Origin of the sequence: Phenylobacterium sp., assembly GCF_036963605.1 — a bacterium.
Lineage (GTDB): Bacteria > Pseudomonadota > Alphaproteobacteria > Caulobacterales > Caulobacteraceae > Phenylobacterium.
The window spans coordinates 15,019-37,327 of sequence record NZ_JBALUY010000029.1; the positions used below are offsets into that span (position 1 = coordinate 15,019).

The 22,309-nt window shown below is 66.7% G+C and carries 23 protein-coding genes and 3 tRNA genes; 6 read left to right on the forward strand and 20 right to left on the reverse strand.

Annotated elements, in window-relative coordinates:
* Positions 1 to 5: 5 nt before the first annotated feature.
* From nuoF to V7702_RS07400, 8 genes are read right to left on the reverse strand one after another with little or no spacing between them, the layout of a single operon-like run.
* Entirely contained in the window at positions 6 to 1,322 is a 1,317-nt protein-coding gene (gene nuoF, locus V7702_RS07365; RefSeq protein ID WP_335649489.1) for an NADH-quinone oxidoreductase subunit NuoF, read from the reverse strand.
* A 5-nt stretch (positions 1,323 to 1,327) separates the two neighbouring features.
* Complete coding sequence (locus V7702_RS07370) at positions 1,328 to 1,537, reverse strand: hypothetical protein (RefSeq protein ID WP_335649490.1); 210 nt, start codon at positions 1,535 to 1,537, stop codon at positions 1,328 to 1,330.
* A complete protein-coding gene (nuoE, locus tag V7702_RS07375) occupies positions 1,534 to 2,211 on the reverse strand; it encodes an NADH-quinone oxidoreductase subunit NuoE (RefSeq protein WP_335649491.1) in 678 nt (225 codons plus the stop codon). Before nuoE ends, V7702_RS07370 begins: the two co-directional genes overlap by 4 nt.
* Positions 2,212 to 2,218: 7 nt before the next feature.
* The gene (locus V7702_RS07380; RefSeq protein WP_335649492.1) at positions 2,219 to 2,569 is read right to left on the reverse strand and encodes a nuclear transport factor 2 family protein; all 351 of its coding nucleotides are present in this window, start codon (positions 2,567 to 2,569) and stop codon (positions 2,219 to 2,221) included.
* On the reverse strand, positions 2,566 to 3,801 hold the full coding sequence (locus V7702_RS07385; RefSeq protein WP_335649493.1) for an NADH-quinone oxidoreductase subunit D: 1,236 nt from the start codon (positions 3,799 to 3,801) through the stop codon (positions 2,566 to 2,568). The genes V7702_RS07380 and V7702_RS07385 overlap by 4 nt, the downstream gene beginning before the upstream one ends.
* Positions 3,798 to 4,427: an NADH-quinone oxidoreductase subunit C gene (locus tag V7702_RS07390; RefSeq protein WP_335649494.1), complete on the reverse strand. Its 630-nt coding sequence runs from the start codon at positions 4,425 to 4,427 to the stop codon at positions 3,798 to 3,800. The genes V7702_RS07385 and V7702_RS07390 overlap by 4 nt, the downstream gene beginning before the upstream one ends.
* Complete coding sequence (locus V7702_RS07395) at positions 4,424 to 5,005, reverse strand: NuoB/complex I 20 kDa subunit family protein (RefSeq protein WP_300576279.1); 582 nt, start codon at positions 5,003 to 5,005, stop codon at positions 4,424 to 4,426. The genes V7702_RS07390 and V7702_RS07395 overlap by 4 nt, the downstream gene beginning before the upstream one ends.
* A complete protein-coding gene (locus tag V7702_RS07400) occupies positions 4,975 to 5,352 on the reverse strand; it encodes an NADH-quinone oxidoreductase subunit A (RefSeq protein WP_293409186.1) in 378 nt (125 codons plus the stop codon). Before V7702_RS07400 ends, V7702_RS07395 begins: the two co-directional genes overlap by 31 nt.
* A gap of 248 nt (positions 5,353 to 5,600) precedes the next feature.
* On the opposite strand from V7702_RS07400, the gene V7702_RS07405 reads away from it, so the two are divergent.
* The gene (locus tag V7702_RS07405) at positions 5,601 to 7,142 is read left to right on the forward strand and encodes an AbgT family transporter (protein ID WP_335649495.1); all 1,542 of its coding nucleotides are present in this window, start codon (positions 5,601 to 5,603) and stop codon (positions 7,140 to 7,142) included.
* Between the two features lie 66 nt (positions 7,143 to 7,208).
* Positions 7,209 to 7,285: transfer RNA gene (locus tag V7702_RS07410), tRNA-Asp, on the forward strand.
* Between the two features lie 78 nt (positions 7,286 to 7,363).
* Here V7702_RS07410 and V7702_RS07415 read toward each other — a convergent pair.
* The 5 genes from V7702_RS07415 to clpX form a co-directional block, all read right to left on the reverse strand.
* The gene (locus V7702_RS07415) at positions 7,364 to 8,278 is read right to left on the reverse strand and encodes an aldo/keto reductase (RefSeq protein ID WP_335649496.1); all 915 of its coding nucleotides are present in this window, start codon (positions 8,276 to 8,278) and stop codon (positions 7,364 to 7,366) included.
* 34 nt (positions 8,279 to 8,312) lie between these two features.
* Positions 8,313 to 8,389, reverse strand: a tRNA-Val gene (locus V7702_RS07420).
* A 126-nt stretch (positions 8,390 to 8,515) separates the two neighbouring features.
* Positions 8,516 to 8,791, reverse strand: coding sequence for an HU family DNA-binding protein (locus V7702_RS07425; protein WP_300576261.1), 276 nt, complete (start codon positions 8,789 to 8,791; stop codon positions 8,516 to 8,518).
* A gap of 164 nt (positions 8,792 to 8,955) precedes the next feature.
* Positions 8,956 to 11,352 carry an endopeptidase La gene (gene lon, locus V7702_RS07430; protein ID WP_335649497.1) on the reverse strand — a complete coding sequence of 799 codons (2,397 nt, stop codon included), beginning with the start codon at positions 11,350 to 11,352 and terminating at the stop codon, positions 8,956 to 8,958.
* Between the two features lie 226 nt (positions 11,353 to 11,578).
* Positions 11,579 to 12,841: an ATP-dependent Clp protease ATP-binding subunit ClpX gene (clpX, locus tag V7702_RS07435; RefSeq protein WP_293321178.1), complete on the reverse strand. Its 1,263-nt coding sequence runs from the start codon at positions 12,839 to 12,841 to the stop codon at positions 11,579 to 11,581.
* Between the two features lie 377 nt (positions 12,842 to 13,218).
* On the opposite strand from clpX, the gene V7702_RS07440 reads away from it, so the two are divergent.
* The gene (locus V7702_RS07440) at positions 13,219 to 13,836 is read left to right on the forward strand and encodes an HAD-IB family hydrolase (RefSeq protein ID WP_335649498.1); all 618 of its coding nucleotides are present in this window, start codon (positions 13,219 to 13,221) and stop codon (positions 13,834 to 13,836) included.
* Positions 13,837 to 13,927: 91 nt separating this feature from the next.
* Complete coding sequence (locus V7702_RS07445) at positions 13,928 to 14,206, forward strand: hypothetical protein (RefSeq protein ID WP_335649499.1); 279 nt, start codon at positions 13,928 to 13,930, stop codon at positions 14,204 to 14,206.
* On the opposite strand, the gene V7702_RS07450 is transcribed toward V7702_RS07445, so the two are convergent.
* The 7 genes from V7702_RS07450 to V7702_RS07480 form a co-directional block, all read right to left on the reverse strand.
* Positions 14,182 to 14,796 carry an ATP-dependent Clp protease proteolytic subunit gene (locus V7702_RS07450; protein ID WP_335649500.1) on the reverse strand — a complete coding sequence of 205 codons (615 nt, stop codon included), beginning with the start codon at positions 14,794 to 14,796 and terminating at the stop codon, positions 14,182 to 14,184. The two genes, V7702_RS07445 and V7702_RS07450, sit on opposite strands and share 25 nt — an antisense overlap.
* A 202-nt stretch (positions 14,797 to 14,998) precedes the next feature.
* The gene (gene tig / locus V7702_RS07455; protein WP_335649507.1) at positions 14,999 to 16,357 is read right to left on the reverse strand and encodes a trigger factor; all 1,359 of its coding nucleotides are present in this window, start codon (positions 16,355 to 16,357) and stop codon (positions 14,999 to 15,001) included.
* Between the two features lie 143 nt (positions 16,358 to 16,500).
* Positions 16,501 to 16,585 (reverse strand) — tRNA-Leu (locus tag V7702_RS07460).
* 52 nt (positions 16,586 to 16,637) lie between these two features.
* The gene (locus V7702_RS07465) at positions 16,638 to 17,309 is read right to left on the reverse strand and encodes a LysE family translocator (RefSeq protein WP_335649501.1); all 672 of its coding nucleotides are present in this window, start codon (positions 17,307 to 17,309) and stop codon (positions 16,638 to 16,640) included.
* 216 nt (positions 17,310 to 17,525) lie between these two features.
* Positions 17,526 to 18,974 carry an NAD(P)H-hydrate dehydratase gene (locus V7702_RS07470; protein ID WP_335649502.1) on the reverse strand — a complete coding sequence of 483 codons (1,449 nt, stop codon included), beginning with the start codon at positions 18,972 to 18,974 and terminating at the stop codon, positions 17,526 to 17,528.
* A 22-nt stretch (positions 18,975 to 18,996) separates the two neighbouring features.
* Entirely contained in the window at positions 18,997 to 19,575 is a 579-nt protein-coding gene (locus V7702_RS07475; protein WP_335649503.1) for a histidine phosphatase family protein, read from the reverse strand.
* Positions 19,576 to 19,579: 4 nt separating this feature from the next.
* Positions 19,580 to 21,115, reverse strand: coding sequence for an acetyl-CoA acetyltransferase (locus tag V7702_RS07480; RefSeq protein WP_335649504.1), 1,536 nt, complete (start codon positions 21,113 to 21,115; stop codon positions 19,580 to 19,582).
* A gap of 238 nt (positions 21,116 to 21,353) precedes the next feature.
* Here V7702_RS07480 and V7702_RS07485 point away from each other — a divergent pair, with 238 nt between their 5' ends.
* Complete coding sequence (locus V7702_RS07485; RefSeq protein WP_304713668.1) at positions 21,354 to 21,692, forward strand: P-II family nitrogen regulator; 339 nt, start codon at positions 21,354 to 21,356, stop codon at positions 21,690 to 21,692.
* Between the two features lie 37 nt (positions 21,693 to 21,729).
* Positions 21,730 to 22,309 (forward strand): glutamine synthetase beta-grasp domain-containing protein (locus tag V7702_RS07490; protein ID WP_335649505.1); only part of this gene is annotated, 580 nt, incomplete at its 3' end.

Consider the following 22,309-nt stretch of genomic DNA (forward strand, 5'->3'; position numbering starts at 1 on the left):
GTCTTTTACTCCGCAGCCACGAGCGTGGCGCCCTGAACGTGCGGGCGTCCGGCGCGGTACTGGGTGATGCGATCCTCCACCTCATGGCGGAAGTGACGGAAGAGACCCTGGATCGGCCAGGCGGCCGCATCGCCCAGGCCGCAGATGGTGTGGCCTTCGACCTGCGAAGCGACGTCGAGCAGCATGTCGATCTCGGCCATGTCGGCCTCGCCCGTCACCATCCGCTCCATCACCCGCCACATCCAGCCGGTGCCTTCGCGGCACGGCGTGCACTGGCCGCAGCTCTCGTGCTTGTAGAAGTAGGACAGCCGGGCGATCGACTTCACCACGTCGGCGTCCTTGTCCATGACGATGACCGCCGCGGTGCCCAGACCCGAGCGCATCTCGCGCAGGGAGTCGAAGTCCATCAGGGCGCTCTCGGCCATTTCGGCGGTGATCATCGGCACCGACGAGCCGCCGGGGATGACCGCCTTCAGATTGCCCCAGCCCCCACGGATGCCGCCGCAATGCTCTTCGAGGAGCTGGCGCAGCGGGATCGACATGGTCTCCTCGACCACGCAGGGGCGGTTCACATGGCCGGAAATGGCCATCAGCTTGGTGCCGGTGTTGTTGGGCCGGCCAAAGCCCGCGAACCACTCGGCCCCGCGGCGCAGGATCGAGCCCACCGTGGCGATGGTCTCGACATTGTTGATGGTGGTCGGGCAGCCATAGATGCCGGCCCCGGCCGGGAACGGAGGCTTCAGCCGAGGCTGACCCTTCTTGCCCTCCAGGCTCTCCATCAGGGCGGTTTCGTCGCCGCAGATATAGGCCCCGCCCCCGTGGGTCACATAGAGGTCGAAGTCCCAGCCGTGGATATTGTCCTTGCCGATCAGCCTGGCCTCATAGGCCTGCTTGATCGCCGCTTCGAGCCGCTCGCGCTCGAAGACATATTCGCCGCGGATGTAGATGTAGCAGGCGTGCGCGCGGATCGCGTAGCTGGCGATCATGCAGCCTTCGATCAGCAGGTGCGGATCGTTGCGCAGGATCTCGCGGTCCTTGCAGGTGCCGGGCTCGGACTCATCGGCGTTGACCACCAGGAAGTGCGGTCGCTCGCTCTCCTGCTTGGGCATGAAGGTCCACTTCAGGCCGGTGCCGAAGCCCGCCCCGCCGCGGCCGCGCAGGCCGGAATTCTTCACCTGGTCGCAGATCCACTCCGGGGTCTGCGACAGGATTTCCCGCACGCCATTCCAGGCGCCGCGCCGCTTGGCGCCCTCGAGGCCAAAATCGTGCAGGCCATAGAGGTTGGTGAAGATGCGGTCCTTGTCTTCCAGAATCCCGACCACGCCCCTCAAACTCCTTCTTTCGCGCGCCGGAAGGCGGCGATGAACCAGATCTGCGCCGCAAACCCTGCGGCCAGAGCGACGCCGAAGATGGCGAACAGCCAGTCCTGGCCGGTGGCGAGCGCGCCAATCACAGCGGCGATCGCCGTCAGCACGCAGACGAGGTTGATCACCGCCATGCGCATGAAGCGCGCCTTGATGTCAGCTTCCGCGCTCACGCCGTCGGCTCCGGCTCGGACGCCTTGGGCGCGGCATTCGGAAGAGCCATCGGCTTGGCGGCCGAGCCGTCATAGAGCGCCGGATCGGACAGGGTCAGCGGCCCGCCTTCAGGCGCCGAGCCTTGGCGCTTGGTGGCCGAGCCCGGAGCCGGCGCCTTGCCCGCGGCGAAGTCGTCCAGCAGGGCCTCGAAGCTCTCGGGCGTCAGGTCTTCGTAATAATAGTCGTTGATGGCCGCCATGGGCGCATTGGCGCAGGCGCCCAGGCACTCGACCTCCTGCCAGTAGAACTTGCCGTCGGCCGACAGGTGGTCTTTGGCGCCGATCCTGCGCTTGCAGACCGACATCAGGCTCTCGGAGCCGCGCAGCTGGCAGGGCGTGGTGCCACAGACCTGGACCAGGGCGACGCTGCCCACCGGCTCCAGCATGAACATGGTGTAGAAGGTTGCGACCTCCAGCACCCGGATGCGGGCCATGCCGAGCATCTCGGCTACGGCGCGGATGGCGGGCTCGCTGACCCAGCCATCCTGCTTCTGAATCAGCCACAGGATCGGGATCACCGCCGACTGCTGACGGCCGGCCGGGAACTTGGCGATCCACCACTTGGCCTTTTCCAGCGTCTCGGGCTGGAAGGCGAAGCTGGACGGTTGGTTGGGCGAAAGACGACGAACGCTCACATGCCCCTCACTTGACGAAGTCGATGCGGGCGATCTTGCCGCCGGCGATGGTGTAGATGGCCGCCACTTCGAAGCTGACCGGCCCGGGCTGGCGATAGACGCGCTCGTGGTCGATCACCCGGCCGCCGATCACCACGCGGTGGGCGAGCTCGGCGCGGTTCTGCGGATGCTCGGCGAACAGGGCCACGTGCTTGGCGCGGAAAGCATCGAGCCCTTCGACCGTCACCGCGCCATTGAAGTCGGCCACAACCAGATCCTGGGCGAAGAAGCCGCAGAGGGCGTCCACGTCCTGGGCGTTGTAGGCGTCCAGTTGACCCTGGGCGAGATCGGCCGGCGCCGGCGTCGCTGCGGCGTTCATCGGTCGATCTCCCCGAACACGATGTCCAGCGAGCCTAGGATGGCCGAGACGTCGGCCAGCATATGGCCGCGGTTGATCCAGTCCATGGCCTGCAGGTGCGGATAGCCCGGCGCGCGGATCTTGCACTTGTAGGGCTTGTTGGAGCCGTCGGAGACCAGGAAGACGCCGAACTCGCCCTTGGGGGCCTCGACGCAGGCATAGACCTCGCCGACCGGGGTCCGGTAGCCCTCGGTGAACAGCTTGAAGTGATGGATGAGCGCTTCCATCGAGCGCTTCATCTCGCCGCGACGGGGGGCGCCGATCTTGTTGTCCTCGGTCAGCACCGGACCTGGCGTCTTTTCCAGACGATCGCAGCACTGTTTCATGATGCGGACCGACTGGCGCATCTCTTCCATGCGGCAGAGATAGCGATCGTAGCAGTCGCCGTTCACGCCGAGCGGGATGTCGAATTCCAGCTCATTGTAGCACTCGTAGGGCTGGTTGCGGCGCAGGTCCCAGGCGATGCCCGAACCGCGCACCATCACGCCGGAAAAGCCCCAGTCCAGGGCCTCCTGCTTGCTGACCACGCCGATATCGACGTTGCGCTGCTTGAAGATCCGGTTGCCGGTGATCAGGCTGTCGATGTCGTTCAGCGCCTTGGGGAAGGCGTCGCACCAGGCGGAAATATCAGCCACCAGGGCGGCGGGCAGGTCCTGACGGACGCCGCCGACGCGGAAATAGTTGGCGTGCAGCCGCGCGCCCGAGGCCCGCTCATAGAAGACCATGAGCTTTTCGCGCTCTTCAAAGCCCCACAGCGGCGGGGTGAGCGCGCCCACGTCCATGGCCTGGGTCGTGACGTTGAGCAGATGGTTCAGGATGCGGCCGATTTCCGAATACAGGACCCGGATCAGCTGGGCGCGGTAGGGAACCTCGACGGCCAACAGCTTTTCGATGGCGAGCACATAGGCGTGCTCCTGGTTCATCGGGGCCACATAGTCCAGGCGATCGAAATAGGGGATCGTCTGCTGATAAGGCCGGTACTCCATCAGCTTTTCGGTGCCGCGGTGGAGCAGCCCCACATGGGGGTCGACCCGCTCGACCACTTCGCCGTCAAGCTCCAGGATCAGGCGCAGCACACCGTGCGCGGCCGGATGCTGGGGACCGAAGTTGATGGTGAACTTGCGGATCTCGGTTTCGGTCGAGGGGCTGTGGGCCAGCTGGGCCTCAGACGCAGGGACGACTTCGCCGGTCATGCCTTGGGCTCCGCCTTTTCGTCGCCCGGAAGGGCGGCGAAGCCGCGCTCGGCGCCTTCCCAGGGGCTGAGGAAGTCCCAGTTGCGCCACTCGGTCATCTTAATCGGCTCATAGACCACGCGCTTGAGCTCGTCGTCATAGCGCAGCTCCACATAGCCGCTCATGGGGAAGTCCTTGCGCAGCGGATGGCCGTGGAAGCCATAGTCGGTGAGGATGCGGCGCAGGTCCGGATGGCCTTCGAAGAAGACCCCGTACATGTCGAAGGCCTCGCGCTCGTACCAGTTGGCGCAAGGATAGGCCGGGGTCGCGGTGGGGACCGGGGTGTCCTCGTCGGTCACCAGCTTGACCCGCACGCGCACATTCTTGCTCATCGAGAGCAGATGATAGACCACCTCGAAGCGCTTCTCGCGTTCGGGATAGTCCACCGCGGTCAGGTCGATCAGCACTTCGAACCGATAGTCCGGATGGTCGCGCAGGAAGGTCAGGGCCTCGACGATGCGCGGCAGGGGGGCGGTCAGGGACAGCTCGTCAAAGGCCACATGGGCGCCGGTCAGCGCGCCGGCGCTGTTGGCGACCATCGCCTGGCCGAGCGCCTGGAGGTCGGCGGCGGAGACAGGCCAGCTCATCGTTCGATCGTCCCGGTCCGGCGGATTTTCTTCTGCAGTTGCAGAACGCCATAGACCAGCGCCTCGGCCGTGGGCGGGCAGCCCGGGACATAGATGTCCACTGGCACGATGCGGTCACAGCCCCGGACGACGGAATAGCTGAAATAGTAGTAGCCGCCGCCATTGGCGCAGGAGCCCATGGAGATGACGTAGCGCGGGTCCGGCATCTGGTCGTAGACCTTGCGCAGGGCCGGAGCCATCTTGTTGCACAGGGTGCCGGCGACGATCATCACATCGGACTGGCGCGGGCTGGCGCGGGGCGCGAAGCCGTAGCGCTCCAGATCATAGCGCGGCATCGAGGCCTGCATCATTTCCACCGCGCAGCAGGCCAGACCGAAAGTCATCCACATGAGCGAGCCTGTGCGCGCCCAGGTGATCAGGTCGTCGGCGGCGGCGGTGATGAAGCCCTTGTCGGCCAGCTGGTCGTTGACCCCGTCAAAGAAGGGGTCGTGGATCTTGGCGTCATAGCCCTCGACCGTGGCGCGGGCGGCCGAATTGGCCGGAACGATCACTCCCATTCCAGGGCCCCCTTCTTCCATTCATAGATGAAGCCGACGGTCAGCACGCCGAGGAAGGTCATCATCGACCAGAAGGCGAACTGCATGGCTTCGGTGGGCAGGTTCATCAGGCTGACGGCCCAGGGGAACAGGAACGCGACCTCGAGATCGAAGATGATGAAGAGGATCGACACCAGATAGAACCGGACATCGAACTTCATCCGCGCATCGTCGAAGGCGTTGAAGCCGCACTCGTAGGTCGAGAGCTTTTCAGGGTCCGGCGCCTTGGGCGCCAGGACGGCGGCGGCCAGCACGAAGGCCAGGCCCAGAACCGCCGCGATTCCCAGGAAAATCACGATGGGCAGGTACTGCAGAAGGAACGCGTTCATGGAGTCCTCGAAGGAGTCGCGGGCCCTTCTAGACCAGCAATGCGCAGGGTTCAAACAGCGGATTCCCGCAACAGAGATACGCCAACCGGCGACGTCGCACTTGCCCTGACCAGACGTCGCGAGATGTCAGGGTCGCCGCTGAAGCGTGCACCCGTCGATATATTTTGCGAATGCTTCGCAATAGCTGTGACGCAGGTTTGCGCAGGCCTTGGCGCGCCCTAGGCTGCCCGCTCAAGCCGGAGGGGAAGTTGACCACCAAACCCTTTATCCATAGGGCGCTCGACGCCATCGAGCGCCTGGGCGACCGTCTACCCGACCCGGTCTTCATCTTCGCCTGGATCATCGGCGGCCTGGTTCTGGCGAGCGTGATCTGCGCCTGGGCCGGCGTTAGCGCGATCAATCCGGTCGACGGCGAACTCCTGCGCGCTCAGAGCCTGCTCACGCCGGCCAACATCCAGACCCTGCTGGTGGAGATGCCGCGCACGCTGACCAGCTTTGCGCCGCTCGGCTATGTGCTGCTGATCATGCTGGGCGCGGGAATCGCCGAGCGAGTCGGCCTGCTGTCGGCCGCCATCCGCGCCATGATGAGTCGCACGCCGCGGCTGCTGGTTACGCCGGTGGTCATCTTCCTGGGCCTGATCGCCAACCATGCCGCCGATTCGGGCTTCGTCATCCTGCTGCCCCTGGCCGGCGCAGCCTTCGCCGCCGTCGGTCGCCACCCCATCGCCGGCATCGCCGCAGCCTTCGCCGGCGTGGTCGGCAGCTTCGCCGGCAACCCCCTGCCCGGCCAGTTCGACGCGCTCATCCTGGGCCTGTCCGAGCCCGCCGCCCGGCTGATCGATCCCACCTGGACGGCCAACCTGGTCGGCAACTGGTACTTCACCGCGGCCGGCGCCCTGGTGTTCATTCCCGTGGCCTGGTGGGTCACCGCCAACGTCGTCGAGCCCCGGCTTGGCCCCTGGACCCCACCGGAGAACCTGCCGCCGCAGGACACGCCCCTGTCGCCCCTCGAGCGCCGCGCCCTGATCTGGTCCGGCGTGGCCGTCCTGGGGGTCATCCTCCTGTGGGCGGCCCTGGCTCTGGCGCCTGGCGCGCCGCTGGTGGACCGCAGCGTCGAGGGGCCCGCCCGATGGACGCCCTTCTTCCGCTCACTGGTGGCCGGCTTCTTCGTCCTCTTCCTGGCCGGCGGCCTGACCTATGGCCGGCTGACCGGTCAGATACGCACCGACAGGGACGTGGTGCGCCTGGCCTCGGAGTCCATGGCCTCCATGGCGCCCTATATCGTGCTGGCCTTCGCCGCGGCCCACTTCATCGCCATGTTCACCTGGTCGAACCTGGGGGTGATCATCGCCATCCACGGGGCCGAGACGATCCGCGCCACCGGCCTGCCCATTCCGGTGCTGCTGATGGCCATCGTGGTGCTGACCGCCGCCCTCGACATGCTGATCGGCTCGGCCTCGGCCAAATGGGCGGCCATCGCGCCGGTGCTGGTGCCGATGCTGATGCTGCTGGGGATCAGCCCGGAAATGACGACGGCCGCCTATCGCATGGGGGATTCCAGCGTGAACATGGCCTCGCCGCTGATGCCCTATTTCGCCCTGGTCCTGGGGTTCTGCCAGCGCTGGCGGCCGGGCTTCGGCGTCGGCGGCCTGATCAGCGCCATGCTGCCCTATTCGGCGGCCATGATGAGCGCCGGCCTGATCCTCGTCGGCCTGTGGTCGGCCCTGGAGCTTCCCCTCGGTCCACAGGCTGGCGTGCATTATTCCCCGCCCAGCGCGATTAGCCGCTGATCGGCAGTTGACACGATTCAGGTCGGGACCTATCAGACGCGCCTCGCGGAGACGTGAGGCCCTTAAGCGGGTGTAGCTCAGTTGGTTAGAGCGCCGGCCTGTCACGCCGGAGGTCGCGGGTTCGAGTCCCGTCACTCGCGCCATGGTTTTCCAGTCGGAAGACCAGGCGCCCCCTCCCCCACAATTCGGATCTCCAAGCCCGTCTCGCACGCCGGCCGCGCTCAGCCTTGCTGAGCCTCATAGATCTTCATGCGCACCTCGTCTGGCAGGACCAGGCCCGAGGCGGCCGCATTGGCTTCCAGGTGGGCCAGCCGCGTGGTGCCCGTGACAGCGCAGGCGACGTGCGGATTGGCCAGCACATGGGCCAGGGCGGCCTGCGCGGCGCTCATACCCTCCAGGTGGCGCAGGAAGGCGAACCGTTCGGCCAAGGCCAGCTCCTCCCGATGGTTCTTCAGCGCGCGGGCGGCGTACCAGAGGTCGCGCAGGCCGCGGACCTTGCGGATCTGGCCATCCACGTGACCCATGGCCAGGGGCATCCCCGCCAGGACGCCCTTGCCTCGGGCGGCGGCGGCCTCAATGAGAGCGACCCGCTCCGGCCGCAGGACATTGTAATCCAGCATCACCACGTCGAGGCTGGGCGCAGCGATGACGGCCGCGATCACCTCTGGATCGAAGCTGTTGGCCCCGAAGGCCGCCACCAGGCCGCGCTCGCGCAGGCGTTCCAGGGCGGCGAACAGGTCGTCGTTCAGCTCCGCCGCCGCAGGCCCGTGCAGCTGGACCAGGGCTAGGCGCTCCAGCCCCAGGCGCTTGAGGCTGGCCTCGACGCTGGCGGTGATGGCGGCGGGCGAGAAATCGCGGCCTGTGCGACCGCCGCCCGCATGAAAGGTGCCGACCTTGGTGGCGACGACCAGCCCCGAGACGTTGCGCCCCCTCAGCGCCCGCCCCAGCCGCGGCTCGGCCTCGCCGCGGGAATAGCCCGGGGCGGTGTCGAAGAGGGTGATCCCGAGGTCCAGCGCCCGGTGGACCAGCCGCACGGCCTCGCCCTCGTCGAAGCGGGACAGCCCCCAATAGCTGGCGCAGCCGAAGCCGATCTCCGAGACGGTGAGCCCGGTGCGGCCCAGGGGACGATGTCTCATGCGCCCTTCGCCCGACGGGGGTTGGCCGGAAATATGGTGGGCGGCGAGGGGCTCGAACCCCCGACCCCCTGGGTGTAAACCAGGTGCTCTGACCAACTGAGCTAGCCGCCCTCGCCAGCGTTCTTAGACGCTCAGGCGCGAGATTCGGAGCAGAATTGCCGCCGCGCGCTCATGAAAAAGGGGCGGCCGCGCATGGCGCCCGCCCCTTCGGAATCCTCAGCCCCTAGGGACCAAGCCCTACGCGTTCAGCGCGTTCTTCAGCCCTTCGCCGACGCGGAAGCGGGCGGTCTGGGACGCCGGACGGTTGACGCTTTCGCCCGTTCTGGGATTGCGCGCCACCCCCGCGGCCCGGCTCACCGGGACGAAGCTGCCGAATCCCACCAGCCGGACCTCGTCACCCCCCTTCAAGGACCCCGTGACGGAATCGATGAAGGCCTCCAGAGCCTCCTTGGCTTGCGCCTTGGTGATGCCGGCCTTGTCAGCCATGGCCGCGACCAGTTCAGCCTTGGTCATTGTCGTTTCCTCTCCCTGCCCTTTTTCTGTTTTTTTCGCGAAGGCTCGGCAGCGGCAAAGGCCTTCGCGCCAAGGGATTATGCGAGCTTCGCCGGGCGCGTCAAACGAAGCGGCGCGGGGGAGGTCCCCCGCGCCGCTGGCCGTCTCAGAAATAGAGCCGACGCCTAGTGCGTCATGATCGCCTCGGCCTCGCCATCGTCCGTGGGGACGCCCGGCTTGGTCGGCGGTTCGGTCCATTCGATCGCCTCCGGCGCACGCACCAGGGCCTGGGCCAGGACCTCGTCCATGGTGTTCACCGGGATGATCTCCAGGGATTCCTTCACCTTGGCGGGGATATCGGCCAGGTCCTTCTCGTTCTCCTGCGGGATCAGCACGGTCTTGACGCCGGAGCGCAGGGCCGCAAGCAGCTTCTCCTTCAGGCCCCCGATGGCGGTCACCCGGCCGCGCAGGGTGACCTCGCCGGTCATGGCGATCTCCTTGCGGATCGGAATGCCGGTCAGGACCGAGACAATGGCCGTGGCCATGGCCGCCCCGGCCGAGGGCCCATCCTTGGGGGTGGCGCCGTCCGGCACGTGGATGTGGACGTCGGTCTTCTCGAAGGACGGCGGCTCGATGCCGAACTGGGTGGCCCGGCTGCGGACGTAGGAATTTGCCGCGGCGATGGATTCCTTCATCACATCCTTCAGGTTGCCCGTGATGGACATGCGGCCCTTGCCCGGCATCTTGACCGCCTCGATGGTCAGGATGTCGCCGCCGAAGTCGGTATAGGCCAGGCCGGTGATGATCCCGACCTGATCCTCGGCGTCGGTCTCGCCATAGCGGTACTTGCGCACCCCGGCGTACTTGGCCAGCCGCTCGGCGTCGATGGTGACGCTGGTGAGCGACTCGCGGCCCAGGTCCCGGACCGTCTTGCGGGCCAGGTTGCCCAGTTCCCGCTCCAGCGACCGCACGCCGGCTTCCCGGGTGTAGTAGCGGATCAGGTCGCGGATCGCGTCCTCGGGCACCACGAACTCCTCGGGCTTCAGCCCGTGGTCCTTGGTCAGCTTGGGCAGGACGTGACGCTTGGCGATCTCGACCTTCTCATCCTCGGTGTAGCCGGGGATGCGAATGATCTCCATGCGGTCCAGCAGGGGCTGGGGCATGTTGAGCGAGTTGGCCGTGGTGACGAACATCACCGGCGACAGGTCGTAGTCCACCTCCAGATAGTGGTCGGCGAAGGTGGAGTTCTGCGACGGATCGAGAACCTCCAGCAGGGCCGAGGCCGGGTCGCCGCGGTAGTCGGCGCCCATCTTGTCGATCTCGTCCAGCAGGAAGAAGGCGTTGGTGGTCTTGGCCTTCTTCATCGACTGGATGATCTTGCCCGGCATGGAGCCGATATAGGTCCGGCGATGGCCGCGGATTTCGGCCTCGTCGCGCACCCCGCCCAGGGACACGCGCACGAATTCCCGCGCCGTCGCCTTGGCGATCGAGCGGCCGAGCGAGGTCTTGCCGACCCCGGGGGGGCCAACGAGGCACAGGATCGGGCCCTTCAGTGCGCCGGTGCGGGCCTGGACAGCAAGATACTCCAGGATCCGCTCCTTGACCTTGTCGAGGCCATAGTGGTCCTCGTCGAGGATGGCTTCGGCCCGGGTCAGGTCGATGGGCTTCTGCTTGGCCTTGCCCCACGGGATCGAGAGCAGCCAGTCCAGATAGTTCCGCACGACCGTGGACTCGGCCGACATCGGGCTCATGGAGCGCAGCTTTTTCAGCTCCGCCTCAGCCTTGGTGCGGGCTTCCTTGGACAGGCGCGTCTTCTTGATCCGCTTTTCGAGCTCGTTCAGCTCATCTCGGGTGTCGTCCTGCTCGCCCAGCTCGCGCTGGATCGCCTTCATCTGCTCGTTCAGATAGTACTCGCGCTGAGTCTTCTCCATCTGACGCTTCACGCGATTGCGGATTTTCTTCTCGGTCTGCATCACCGAGATCTCGCCCTCCATCAGGGCGTAGACCTTCTCGAGACGCTTCACGACGTCGAAGACTTCCAGCAGGGCCTGCTTGTCGCTGATCTTCACCGACAGGTGAGAGGCGACGCGGTCGGCCAGCTCGCCGGGGTTCTCGATCTGCGGCATGGCCGCCAGGGCCTCCGGCGGCACCTTCTTGTTGAGCTTCACATAGGTCTCGAACTGCTCGACCACGGCGCGGCTCAGGGCTTCAGCCTCGGCCGAGGCCAGGCTGTCATCGGGGAGGTCGGCGATCTCGACCTCGTAGTAGTCGCTCTGGGACGTGTAGCGGGCGACGCCCGCACGGGTCTTGCCTTCCACCAGCACCTTGACGGTGCCGTCGGGCAGCTTGAGCAGTTGCAGGATCGTGGCGACAACGCCGACATCATAGATGGCGATGGGCGCGGGATCGTCCTCGTCCTTGTCCTTCTGCGTCAGCAGAAGGATGTCCTTACCATCGTTGCGCATGGCCTCTTCGAGCGCCCGCACGGATTTTTCCCGTCCCACGAAGAGGGGCACGGGCTGATGGGGAAACACGACAATGTCGCGCAAGGGCAGGACAGGTAGGGTCTTTGTCTCGGACATGATGCTTTCACTCCTGGCCGGCCCCCTCTGATACAAGCAAGGCTCGACCATCGGACCGCGGTTACCCAGACGATGCGCCTGAGTCGGACGGCCCGTCCGCCAAGACGGCGGTCTCTTCAGGTTATTTATGTGGACGCTTCGCGCCGTGGTTCAAGCGCCACAGGGGTGTTGCGCGACATCGTGTCTTCGGCGCCGCAACACAAATTCGTGGGGAAACGGCGCGGCCTCAGGCCGCACCGCCCTTGTCCCGACGTTCGGCATAGATGATCAGCGGCTGAGCCCGGCCTTCGACGACCTCGGCGTTGACCACCACCTCTTCCACGCCGTCATAGGTCGGCAGCTCGTACATGGTGTCGAGCAGGATGCCCTCCAGAATGGAGCGCAGCCCCCGCGCGCCCGTCTTGCGCGCAATGGCCTTGCGGGCCACGGCGTTCAGAGCGTCGTCGGTGAAGGTCAGGCCGACATTTTCCATGTCGAACAGGCGCTGGTACTGCTTGACGAAGGCGTTCTTGGGCTCGGTCAGGATCTTGACCAGGGCTTCTTCGTCCAGGTCGTCCAGGGTGGCGATCACCGGCAGGCGGCCGATGAATTCCGGGATCAGGCCAAAGCGCAGGAGGTCATCGGGCTCCACCCGGCGGAAGATCTCGCCGGTGCGCCGATCATCGGGGTCAGAGACCTTGGCGCCGAAGCCGATCGAGGTCCCCTGCCCGCGGGCCGAGATGATCTTGTCGAGGCCGGCGAAGGCGCCGCCGCAGATGAACAGGATGTTGGTGGTGTCCACCTGCAGGAATTCCTGCTGCGGATGCTTGCGGCCGCCCTGGGGCGGAACCGAGGCCACCGTGCCTTCCATGATCTTCAGCAGGGCCTGCTGGACACCCTCGCCCGACACGTCGCGGGTGATCGAGGGGTTGTCCGACTTGCGGCTGATCTTGTCGACCTCGTCGATATAGACGATGCCGCGCTGGGCCCGCTCGACGTTGTAGTCGGCTGACTGCAGCAGCTTGAGGATGATGTTCTCGACGTCCTCGCCGACATAGCCGGCTTCGGTCAGCGTCGTGGCGTCGGCCACGGTGAAGGGCACGTCGATGATTCGGGCCAGCGTCTGGGCCAGCAGGGTCTTACCCGTGCCAGTCGGCCCGATCAGCATGATGTTGGCCTTGCCCAGCTCCACGTCGTTGTTCTTCGTGGCGTGGTTCAGGCGCTTGTAGTGGTTGTGGACCGCCACCGAGAGGACCTTCTTGGCGTGGTCCTGGCCGATCACGTAATCGTCGAGGACTTCGCGAATCTCCCGAGGCGTCGGGACGCCGTCCTTCGACTTCACGAAGGAGATCTTGTGCTCCTCGCGAATGATATCCATGCAGAGCTCGACGCATTCGTCGCAGATGAACACCGTCGGGCCCGCGATGAGCTTGCGGACTTCATGCTGGCTCTTTCCGCAGAAGGAGCAGTACAGCGTGCTCTTGGAGTCCCCGCTCGCGGCCTTGGTCATGTTCAGTCTCACTCTCTCGACGACGCCGGTCGAAATCATCGCCCTGGGCGCAGGCGGCGATTTCCCGCCATCCTTGCAGGATACGCGCCGGGGGTTGTCTAATCCTTGACATTCCCCGATCCGGCGCCGGATCACAAGCCTTGGCGCACGCCCAGAGGCTTCTAAGGGCCAGGCGCCCGATGGCGCGCAATTTCGAATCTCTAGATGGGACTGTATCGGATTGGCGCAAGTGACCCCATGCGCACCTTGCCCCCAAAGGGCGTATCGGGGCTCAAGCCTGTGCAAATCCTCCGGCGCCCTTTTCGCAGGGCGGCGGGTTTAAGGGGCGCGATGTTCAGACTGCGTTATTTCGGCGCAAGGCGCGCTCAGGGGGCTTGATGGACGATCCTGCCGAAGACACCGGCGTCGTCGCCTTCGATTTCGACGGCACGCTGACCACCCGCGACAGCTTCACCACCTTTCTGAAGTGGCGGGTCAGCCGCGCCCGCTACGCCCGGGGCATGCGCCGCCTCGCGCCCGCCGCCGGCGCCTATCTGTTCCACCGCAATCGGGGGCGGATCAAGGCCGCAGCCGTGCGGGAGTTCCTCAGGGGCGTGCCCCGGGCGCAGTTGGAAGCCGAGGCCCGCGCCTTCGCCGAGGCCTTCGCCCCGCGCCTCCTGCGTCCCGACGCCCTGCACACCTGGCGGCGCTGGCGCGAACGGCGGGCGACCATGGTCATCGTCACCGCCTCACCGGACATTGTCGTCCAGCCCTTCGCCCGCGGGCTGGGGGCCGACCACCTCATCGGCACGCGCCTCGTCTTCGACGCCGAGGACCGGGTGGCCGGCGTCATCGACGGCCGTAATTGTCGGGGCCCGGAAAAGGTTGTCCGCCTGCAGGCCCAATTTGGCGCCGATATCCGCCTGCGGGCCGCCTATGGCGACACCAGCGGCGACCGGGAAATGTTGAAGATCGCCGACGAGGCGGGCTATCGCGTGTTCAAGGACACGCCATAGTCACCTGCGCCTGGGCGCCTCCGCCTCGACCCGCCACGGTCTGACGGCCGGGCTCTGATCGACTGTGGCTCGGACCTGCAGGAGGACTGAGGTGCGTCACGCCCGCCCCGCGACCCTCGACGTCCTGGAGCCCCTGCTGGCCGAGTTGCGCGTCCTGCCAGGCCTGAACGAAAAAAAGCGCGGCGTCTTCTATGCGAAGAGCCGCGCCTTTCTGCATTTCCACGAAGATCCCGCCGGCCTGTTCGCCGATCTGCGCGGCGCGGCCGACGCCGACTTCGAACGGTTCGACGTCACCGGAGCGGAAGGCCGGGCGCGCCTGGTCGCGGCCGCCCGCGCCCGCCTGGATCAGTCCTCGCTGCGCCGCTCATAGACGTGGTCGACGAGGCCCCAGGCCTTGGCTTCGTCGGCGGTCATGAAGTGGTCGCGATCAAGCGTCTCCTCAACCACCTCGATGGGCTGGCCGGTGTGCTTGGCGTAGAGCTCGTTCAGACGGCCCTTGGTCTTGATGATGTCCTCGGCGTGGCGCTGGATGTCCGAGGCCTTGCCGGAATAGCCGCCGGAGGGCTGGTGCACCATGATGCGGGCGTTGGGCAGCGAAATCCGCTGGTCCTTTTCGCCGGCCATCAGCAGGAACGAGCCCATGGAGGCCGCCATGCCCATGCAGACGGTGGAGATCGGGCTCTTCACGTATTGCATGGTGTCGTAGATCGCCAGGCCGGAGGTCACGATGCCGCCGGGCGAGTTGATGTACATGGAGATCTCTTTCTTGGGGTTCTCGGACTCCAGATAGAGAAGCTGGGCGCAGATTAGGGCGGCCATGCCGTCCTCGACCGGGCCGTTGAGGAAGATGATCCGTTCCTTCAGTAGCCGGGAGAAGATGTCGAAGGCCCGTTCGCCGCGGCTGGTCTGCTCGACCACCATGGGCACGAGGTTGAGCGCGGTGGTCACATGGTCACGCATAAGCTTAAAAGCCCTTCTCGATGGGCGATCGTCGGATCGCCGTCGTCTCCGATATCGCGTCTGCGTCGGGAGGTTGCAAGGTGAGCCTCCGACGCAGGCCCTTTCGGAACCCTAAAGACGCATGATCCCGACGTCGCGCCAAGGCCACGCCGGGATCATTTTCGTTCCAGCTTCACGTCGCCTCATGGGCGCGCGCGGCGTCTCAGTCGCCATAGCCTTCCGGCAGATCGTCCTCGGCCATCAGCTCGTCCTTGCTGACATCCTTGTCCTCGACCTTGGCCTTCTCGACGATCAGGTCGACGACCTTGTCTTCGAAGATGGGCGCGCGGAGCTGGGCCTGGGCGTTGGCGTTCTGGCGGAACATGTCGAACACCTGCTGGGCCTGGGGACCATAGCGCATGGCCTCCTGACGCATGGCCTCCAGCAGTTCCTGCTCGGTCACCTGGACGTTGTTGACCCGGCCGATCTCGGCCAGGACCAGGCCCAGGCGCACCCGGCGCTCGGCGATCTTGCGATATTCGCTTTCGAGCTGCTCGTCGGTCTTTTCGGCGTCTTCCGGCGGCAGGGCTTCACGTTCCTTGTCCTGCTGCACCTGGGTCCAGATGGCGGCGAACTCGGCCTCGACCATCTTCGGCGGCAGGTCGAAGTCGTGCTTGGTGTCCAGAGCGTCCAGCAGGGCGCGCTTCAGCTTGAAGCGCGAGGCGCTGACATACTGCTGCTGCAGGTTCTCGCGCAGCAGTTCCTTGAGCTTGTCGAGGCTCTCGATGCCCAGCTTTTCGGCGAAGGCGTCGTCGGCCTCGGTCTCCACCGGCGCGGAGACGGCGGTCACCTTGACCTCGAACTCGGCTTCCTTGCCGGCCAGATGGGCGGCCTGATAGTCCTCGGGGAAGGTCACCTTGACCACGACGTCGGTGTCGGGCTTGGCGCCGACCAGTTGTTCTTCGAAGCCCGGAATGAAGCTGCCCGAGCCAAGCACCAGCTGGGCGCCCTCGGCCGAACCGCCTTCGAAGGCCTCGCCGTCGATCTTGCCGACAAAGTCGATGGTGACCTGGTCGCCGTCCTTGGCCTTCACGGTCTTGCCCGTGCGCGGCTCGAAGCTGCGGTTCTGCTTGGCGAGTTCGGCCAGGGCCTCGGTCACTTCCTCGTCGCCGGGGGTATAGACCGGACGGACCAGTTCCAGGGTCGAGGGATCGACGGGCTCGAAGTCCGGCATCAGCTCTAGCGAGATGTCGAAGGCCAGGTCGGCCTTGCCGTCGACCACGTCCTGCAGGTCGCCCTCGGGCTTCAGGTCGGGCTCGCCGGCCGGGCGCAGCTTGTTCTCTTCCAGGACCTTCTGGGTCGACTCCGAAATGGTCGCCTCGACCACCTCGGCCATCAGGGCCTTGCCGTGCACGCGGCGCACATGGGCCGGCGGCACCTTGCCCGGGCGGAAGCCCTTGATGTTCAGCTGCGGGGTCACCTCGGCGATGCGGGCTTCCAGGCGCTCGGCCAGGTCCGCGGCCGGGACAGTGACGCCATAGACGCGGCTGAGGCCTTCACCGGACTTTTCAACGATCTGCATCGACATTCTTGCTTCCGGACTCCGGGGCGCTGTCACGCGCTCTTGACGGTCCGCCTAAAGGTGAAACGGGAAGCGCCGCCTACGTCGAGGCGGCGGGAGGGCGCCCTTATGTCACGGGCGCCTGCCCGGTCCAAGAGCAAAGGTGGTGCGGGCGAGAGGACTCGAACCTCCACGCCTTGCGGCGCTGGAACCTAAATCCAGTGCGTCTACCAGTTCCGCCACGCCCGCATTCCGCGCCTGCCATCGGCGGTTTGCCCGCGCGCGTCAAGCCGCCTTCCCCTCAGGACCAGATCCGCACGAGATCGAAGAGGATCGGGACCAGCGAGGCGACCAGCAGGGCGGCCATGGTCCAGTTGAAGAGCCGCAACGCTCCCGGCCGCGCCAGAAGCCGGCGAAAGGCGACGCCCGATCCCGCCCAGGCCACGGCGCAGGGCGCGTTGACGATGAACACCGCCAGCGCGCCGATCAGCATGTCGCCCGGTCCGCCGTCACGGGGGACATAGGCGGCGGCCACGCCGACAGCCATGGTCCAGGCCTTGGGGTTCACCCACTGGAACCCGGCGGCCTGCAGGAAGGTGAAGGGCCGCGCATTCGCCGCCCCCTCCCCCACACCCTTGGCCGTGGCGATCTTCCAGGCGAGCCACAGGAGGTAGGCCGCTCCCAGCGCCTTCAGGATCGTGTGCGCCAGCGGATAGGCGGAAAACAGGCCGCCGAGGCCAAAGCCCACGGCCAGCAGAAGAACGAAGAAGCCCAGCACCACGCCGGTCAGGTGCGGCAGAGTGCGCGCGAAGCCGTAATTGGCGCCCGACGCCATCAGCATGGCGTTATTGGGGCCCGGCGTAATCGAGGAAACAAAGGCGAAGAGCGCGAGCGCCCCCAGGAGCTGGGGCGTGTAGCTGGTCATGGCGTCAGGGTCCGAAAGGGGCTCCGACCAGGCGCTGGCGATTTTCAACGCCCCCACCCGCGGTCGAGGCCGGGGTGGTGGGAGGAGATCGCCGCGGTTTGCGACTGTTGGTCTAGATCCTCGTCCCGCCAGCCGCAGCCACGCGCATAGCCACCCAACCGGCGGCTACCGGTGCGAGGGCGCCGGCGTTCATGGCGGGCAGACGGTTCAAGGGCCAGGGCTCCAGGGCGACAGGCTTCGCCTAGCAGACGCCCACGCCACGGTCTAGCTGGCGCTGTAGAGCCTTCGCAGAACCATCGGCGTCAGGCCCGGCAGATCCTCGGCGATCAGGCCCGGCCCATGGGCCTGGGCGGCCTCGGCGTGGATCCAGGTCGCGGCGCAGGCGGCCTCGAAACTGTCCATGCCCTGAGCCACCAGGCCAGCGATGTAGCCGGCCAGCACGTCGCCGGCCCCGGCCGTGGCCAGCCAGGGCGAGCCGTTCAGCGCCACCGCCGCCCGCCCGTCCGGCGCAGCGACCACCGTGTCGTGGCCCTTCAACAGCACCACGGCGTCGGCCAGCTCCGCGGCCCTGCGGGTGGCCGAGATTCGCTCGGGCGCGGACTCCAGGACGCCTGGGAACAGCCGCTCGAACTCGCCCGCGTGGGGCGTGAGGACGTCGTCCTTGTCGAGCACGGAGAACAGCTCCTCGGGATCTTCGCGGAAGACCGTGATGGCGTCGGCGTCGAGGATCAGGGCCGCGCCGGTGCGCGCCAGGGCCAGGACGTTCATCAGCGTCGTCTCGTTGACGCCGGCGGCCGGGCCGATGACGGCGGCGTCCACATCGGCGGCGAGGTTCTCCAGTTCGGCCTCGCTGTCGAAGGGCCGCAGCATCACGGCTTCCAGGTGGGCGGCGTTCACCGTCAGGGCGTCCGGCGGCGAGAGCACGGTGACGACGCCGGCCCCGATCCGCAGGCCCGCCCGGGCCGCCAGCCGCGCTGCGCCGGTCCGCCAGGCCGGGCCGCTCACCACCACCATTCGCCCCCGCGCATGTTTGTGCGAGGCCGCCGTCGGCCACGGGAAGCGCAGGGCCCAGAGGTCGGGCGTATTTTCGAACAGGGTGGCCTCGCTCGGCGGCAGGCCGATATCGGCGACGATCACCTCGCCGCACCGCCCCCGCCCCGGCTCCAGCACATGGGCGGGCTTGCGGGCGTGGAAGGTGACAGTCAGGACGGCGCGGCCGCAGACCCCGATCGGTTGGCCGGTGTCGCCGGGCAGGCCGCTGGGGGTGTCGACCGCCACCACCCGCTCGGGCGTCGCATTGAGCTGCTGGACGACGCGGGCCGCCTCCCCGCCCAGGGGGCGCGAAAGACCGGCTCCGAACAGGGCGTCCACATAGAGCTCCGCCGCCAGGTCGGCTGCTTCGACGGGCTGAATCGCCCCCACCCACATCGCCGCCATGGCCTGGGCCGAGGGGCTGCGGGCCGGCTCCAGAGCGGCCACCCGCACGGGCCAGCCACGCTCGGCCAGCAGGCGGGCGACCACATAGCCGTCGCCGCCGTTGTCCCCGGGACCGCAGAGCACCAGCACGTCGCAAGGCTCGAAGCGAGCCATGATCGCCTCGGCCACGCCAGCGCCGGCTCGCGCCATCAATTCGGCGGCGGCGACGCCGGCGGCCAAGGCGGCCTGGTCGGCGGCGCGGACCTGCGCGACCGTAAGAATGTGCTGTGGGCCCACGCGGTCTCCGAACTAGAACTACTTAAAGGACGCTGGTTGAGGCTTCTCGCCCCTTCTCCACCAGGGTCAAGGTCTTACCGTCGGATTGCAGCACGGTGATCGAGGTGTGATCGGGCCGGAAGCCGACCACCCGATCATCACCAGTCAGGCAGGACACCGCCGCATTGATGGCGACGAAGTGGCTGAACACCGCGGTGTCGCCGCGGGCGACGAGGGCGACGAGGGCGCCGGCCACGTCGCGACGCCAGGCGTCATAGTCCAGGTCCCCCTGGATGTCGGCCCAGGCGCCCTGGAAGGCTTCCTTCAGCCAGGCGCCGCGGTCTGCGGCGGCCAGATTGGCCGGGGTCGGGATTTCGCCCACGCCGGGATCGATCTCCACCTCCACGCCCAGGGCGCGGGCGGTCGGCTCGGCCGTCTCACGGCAACGGGCCAGGGGCGAGGAGACGACCCGCGAGGGCCGCTCATCGGCCGGCAGGGCCATCAGGAAATCCCGGGCGGCCTCGGCCTGGGCCTGGCCGGTCTCGTCCAGGCCCGGATCGTCGTCGTGGCCGCCCCAGGTGGCGGCGGGCTTCCCGTGGCGGATCAGATAGAGGCGGGGCATGGCGTCAGTCCGGTACAAAGAGGTTACGTTGACCCTCGGGGGCGGGTCCGACACTACCGCCACGGCCGACGGATTCCACCGCCTCGAGGCTGTGCAGAACGGCCGGGTCGGCGGGCGTATGGGCGACGAACCGGCGGTCGGCCTCGTCGCGGCCGACCACGAGGCCCATCAGATAGCCCTCCCGGCCATGGACGACGGTGTAGGTCTCGATCACCGCGCGACCCTGCGGCGTTTCTGTGACAACCGGATGTGGCAGGGCGTCGATCTGGCGCTGGATGACCGCAGGATCCTGGCGCTCGAAGGGCGCGCCCGGCGGGCGGCAGGAATAGACCCCCGTCGACTGCTTGGTCAGGAACCAGCCATTGGCCGTCACCAGGCCATAGGTGTCGCGGGCCTGGCGCAGCCGCTGCATCATCACGGCGATTGAATGCATGGCGTAGTTGTTCCCCGGCCCGCCGGCATAGGGCAGACCGCCGGTGACGGTCAGGCCGCGGGGATCATCCAGGGACAGGCCCAGTTCCTCGGCGCCGATCTCCACCGCCACGGGGAAACAGGAATAGAGATCGATGATCCCGATCTCGTCCAGGCCGATCCCGGCCATCTCCAGGGCCCGGGCGCCCGTCAGGCGCATGGCGGGGCTGGAATGGAAGTTCTGGCGGTCCAGGGGATACCAAAGGTCCGAGGCGTCGGCGCAGCCATGCAGATAGACGAGGCTCGCCTCGGGCACGCCGAGTTCGCGGGCCTTGGCCAGGCTCGCCACCAGGACGCCCGCCGACTGGTCCACCTCCATGATGGCGTTTAGGTACTTGGTGTAGGGAAAGCCCACCATCCGGTTGCGCTCGGTGACGGTGATCAGCTCTTCGGCCGTGCGCGCAATGGGGAACCAGGCGTCGCGATTGCGCGCAGCGACTTCTGTGAAAGGCGCAAAAAGCTCGCCCAGCCGCTTCTGGTGATCGGGGATGCTCCGCCGGTCCCGGGCGCGCAGGGCGTTCTCGAACAGGGGATAGGTGTTGATCGGCCGCCCCAGGCCGTGCCGCGCCTCGTACGGCGTCACGCCGGGCCGAGGGTCGCCGATCCGCTCCGGCGGATCCAGGCCCTGGTCTTCGTCCCAGTCGTCGAACCCCAGCCCCTTGGTCAGCCGCTTGGTGGCGGAGCCCAGGAACTCGCATCCCGCCACCAGGCCAAGCTGGCTCTCGCCCTTCGAAATCCGTTCGCAAAGGGTGTTGATCAGCTGTTGCGGGCTGTTGCCCCCCATATGGGAATAGACCGACCAGGTCGGCGCCGCGCCGAGCGCCTTGGCGAGGCTCAAGGGCGGATTGGTGCTGTGCGGCGTGGCGCGCCCACCGCCGGGCGCATCCACCGTGAACCCCACCACGGCCAGGCTGTCGATGGTGGCCAGATCACGCTCGGCGAGACCCGCGTCCTGCGCGGCGCCAAGCGCCGCAATCTTCAGCAGTCGGGTCGGCGCGGGCGCAGACTGCGGTTCGCCGCGATATGTGAATTGACCCGCCCCGATCAGAACTGGGGTTCTATCGTCCATCTCAACGCCTCCGCACCCGACTGCACCATTCGATCCTAGGGTGGATCAGGCCAGTCACAAGGCGATTTCCGCAGCGCACAATCGTTGGGCGCCAGTTGACTATTTTCTGCGCATCACGCGTTTTCGTCCTAGACCCGTGAAGGTCGGCGCAGGCAGGCCCTTGTGGCCTCGCGACTTGGCGTGCTCCGTCGCCACGAGCGCCAGGGCGGGCGGCCCATTCAGTGATTTACGAGGCCCCATGAAGAAGATCGAAGCGGTCATCAAGCCGTTCAAGCTCGACGAGGTGAAGGAGGCCCTGCAGGAACTGGGCGTCCAGGGCATGACCGTGCTTGAGGCCAAGGGCTATGGACGGCAGAAGGGGCAGACCGAACTCTATCGTGGCGCCGAGTATGTGGTCGATTTCCTGCCGAAGATTAAGATCGAGGTGGTGGTCGCCGACGACCAGCTCGACAGCGCCCTGGAGGCCATCACCACCGCGGCGCGAACCGGCCGCATTGGAGACGGAAAGATCTTCGTCTCCGAAGTCATTGAAGTTGTTCGCATCCGCACCGGCGAGACCGGCGCGCTTGCTGTCTGATCACCCATTCCAAAAAGCGAGTTAGGGGATAACCGCCATGACGACCGCCAAAGACATCTTGGACCTGATCAAGGAAAAGGACGTCAAATATGTCGACGTCCGCTTCACCGACATTCGCGGCAAGATGCAGCACGTCACCTTCGACATCGATCTCGTCGATGATGAATTCCTGACCGACGGCACCATGTTCGACGGCTCGTCGATCGTGGGCTGGAAGGCCATCAACGAGTCCGACATGAAGCTGCGTCCGGACCTGGCCTCGGCCTATATCGACCCCTTCTATCAGCAAACGACGCTCTGCCTGTTCTGCGACGTGCTGAACCCCGACACCAACACCCCCTACAACCGCGACCCGCGCTCGATCGCCAAGGCGGCGTTGAACCATGTGAAGGCCGCCGGCATCGGCGACACCGTCTATTTCGGTCCCGAGGCCGAGTTCTTCCTGTTCGACGATGTGCGTTGGTCAACCTCGGGCCACAACACCGGCTACGCCTTTGACTCCACCGAACTGCCGGTGAACTCGTCCAAGGAATATGCCGAGGGCAATATGGGCCACCGGCCCGGCCCCAAGGGCGGCTATTTCCCGGTCAACCCGGTCGACTCCGCCCAGGACCTCC

Coding starts and splice junctions, on each gene's coding strand:
- V7702_RS07380 (WP_335649492.1), bottom strand. CDS start 2,569: ATGAACGCCGCAGCGACGCCGGCGCCGGCCGATCTCGCCCAGGGTCAA.
- V7702_RS07385 (WP_335649493.1), bottom strand. CDS start 3,801: ATGACCGGCGAAGTCGTCCCTGCGTCTGAGGCCCAGCTGGCCCACAGC.
- V7702_RS07390 (WP_335649494.1), bottom strand. CDS start 4,427: ATGAGCTGGCCTGTCTCCGCCGCCGACCTCCAGGCGCTCGGCCAGGCG.
- V7702_RS07395 (WP_300576279.1), bottom strand. CDS start 5,005: ATGGAAGAAGGGGGCCCTGGAATGGGAGTGATCGTTCCGGCCAATTCG.
- V7702_RS07400 (WP_293409186.1), bottom strand. CDS start 5,352: ATGAACGCGTTCCTTCTGCAGTACCTGCCCATCGTGATTTTCCTGGGA.
- V7702_RS07415 (WP_335649496.1), bottom strand. CDS start 8,278: ATGAGACATCGTCCCCTGGGCCGCACCGGGCTCACCGTCTCGGAGATC.
- V7702_RS07425 (WP_300576261.1), bottom strand. CDS start 8,791: ATGACCAAGGCTGAACTGGTCGCGGCCATGGCTGACAAGGCCGGCATC.
- lon (WP_335649497.1), bottom strand. CDS start 11,352: ATGTCCGAGACAAAGACCCTACCTGTCCTGCCCTTGCGCGACATTGTC.
- clpX (WP_293321178.1), bottom strand. CDS start 12,841: ATGACCAAGGCCGCGAGCGGGGACTCCAAGAGCACGCTGTACTGCTCC.
- V7702_RS07440 (WP_335649498.1), top strand. CDS start 13,219: ATGGACGATCCTGCCGAAGACACCGGCGTCGTCGCCTTCGATTTCGAC.
- V7702_RS07450 (WP_335649500.1), bottom strand. CDS start 14,796: ATGCGTGACCATGTGACCACCGCGCTCAACCTCGTGCCCATGGTGGTC.
- tig (WP_335649507.1), bottom strand. CDS start 16,357: ATGCAGATCGTTGAAAAGTCCGGTGAAGGCCTCAGCCGCGTCTATGGC.
- V7702_RS07475 (WP_335649503.1), bottom strand. CDS start 19,575: ATGCCCCGCCTCTATCTGATCCGCCACGGGAAGCCCGCCGCCACCTGG.
- V7702_RS07480 (WP_335649504.1), bottom strand. CDS start 21,115: ATGGACGATAGAACCCCAGTTCTGATCGGGGCGGGTCAATTCACATAT.
- V7702_RS07485 (WP_304713668.1), top strand. CDS start 21,354: ATGAAGAAGATCGAAGCGGTCATCAAGCCGTTCAAGCTCGACGAGGTG.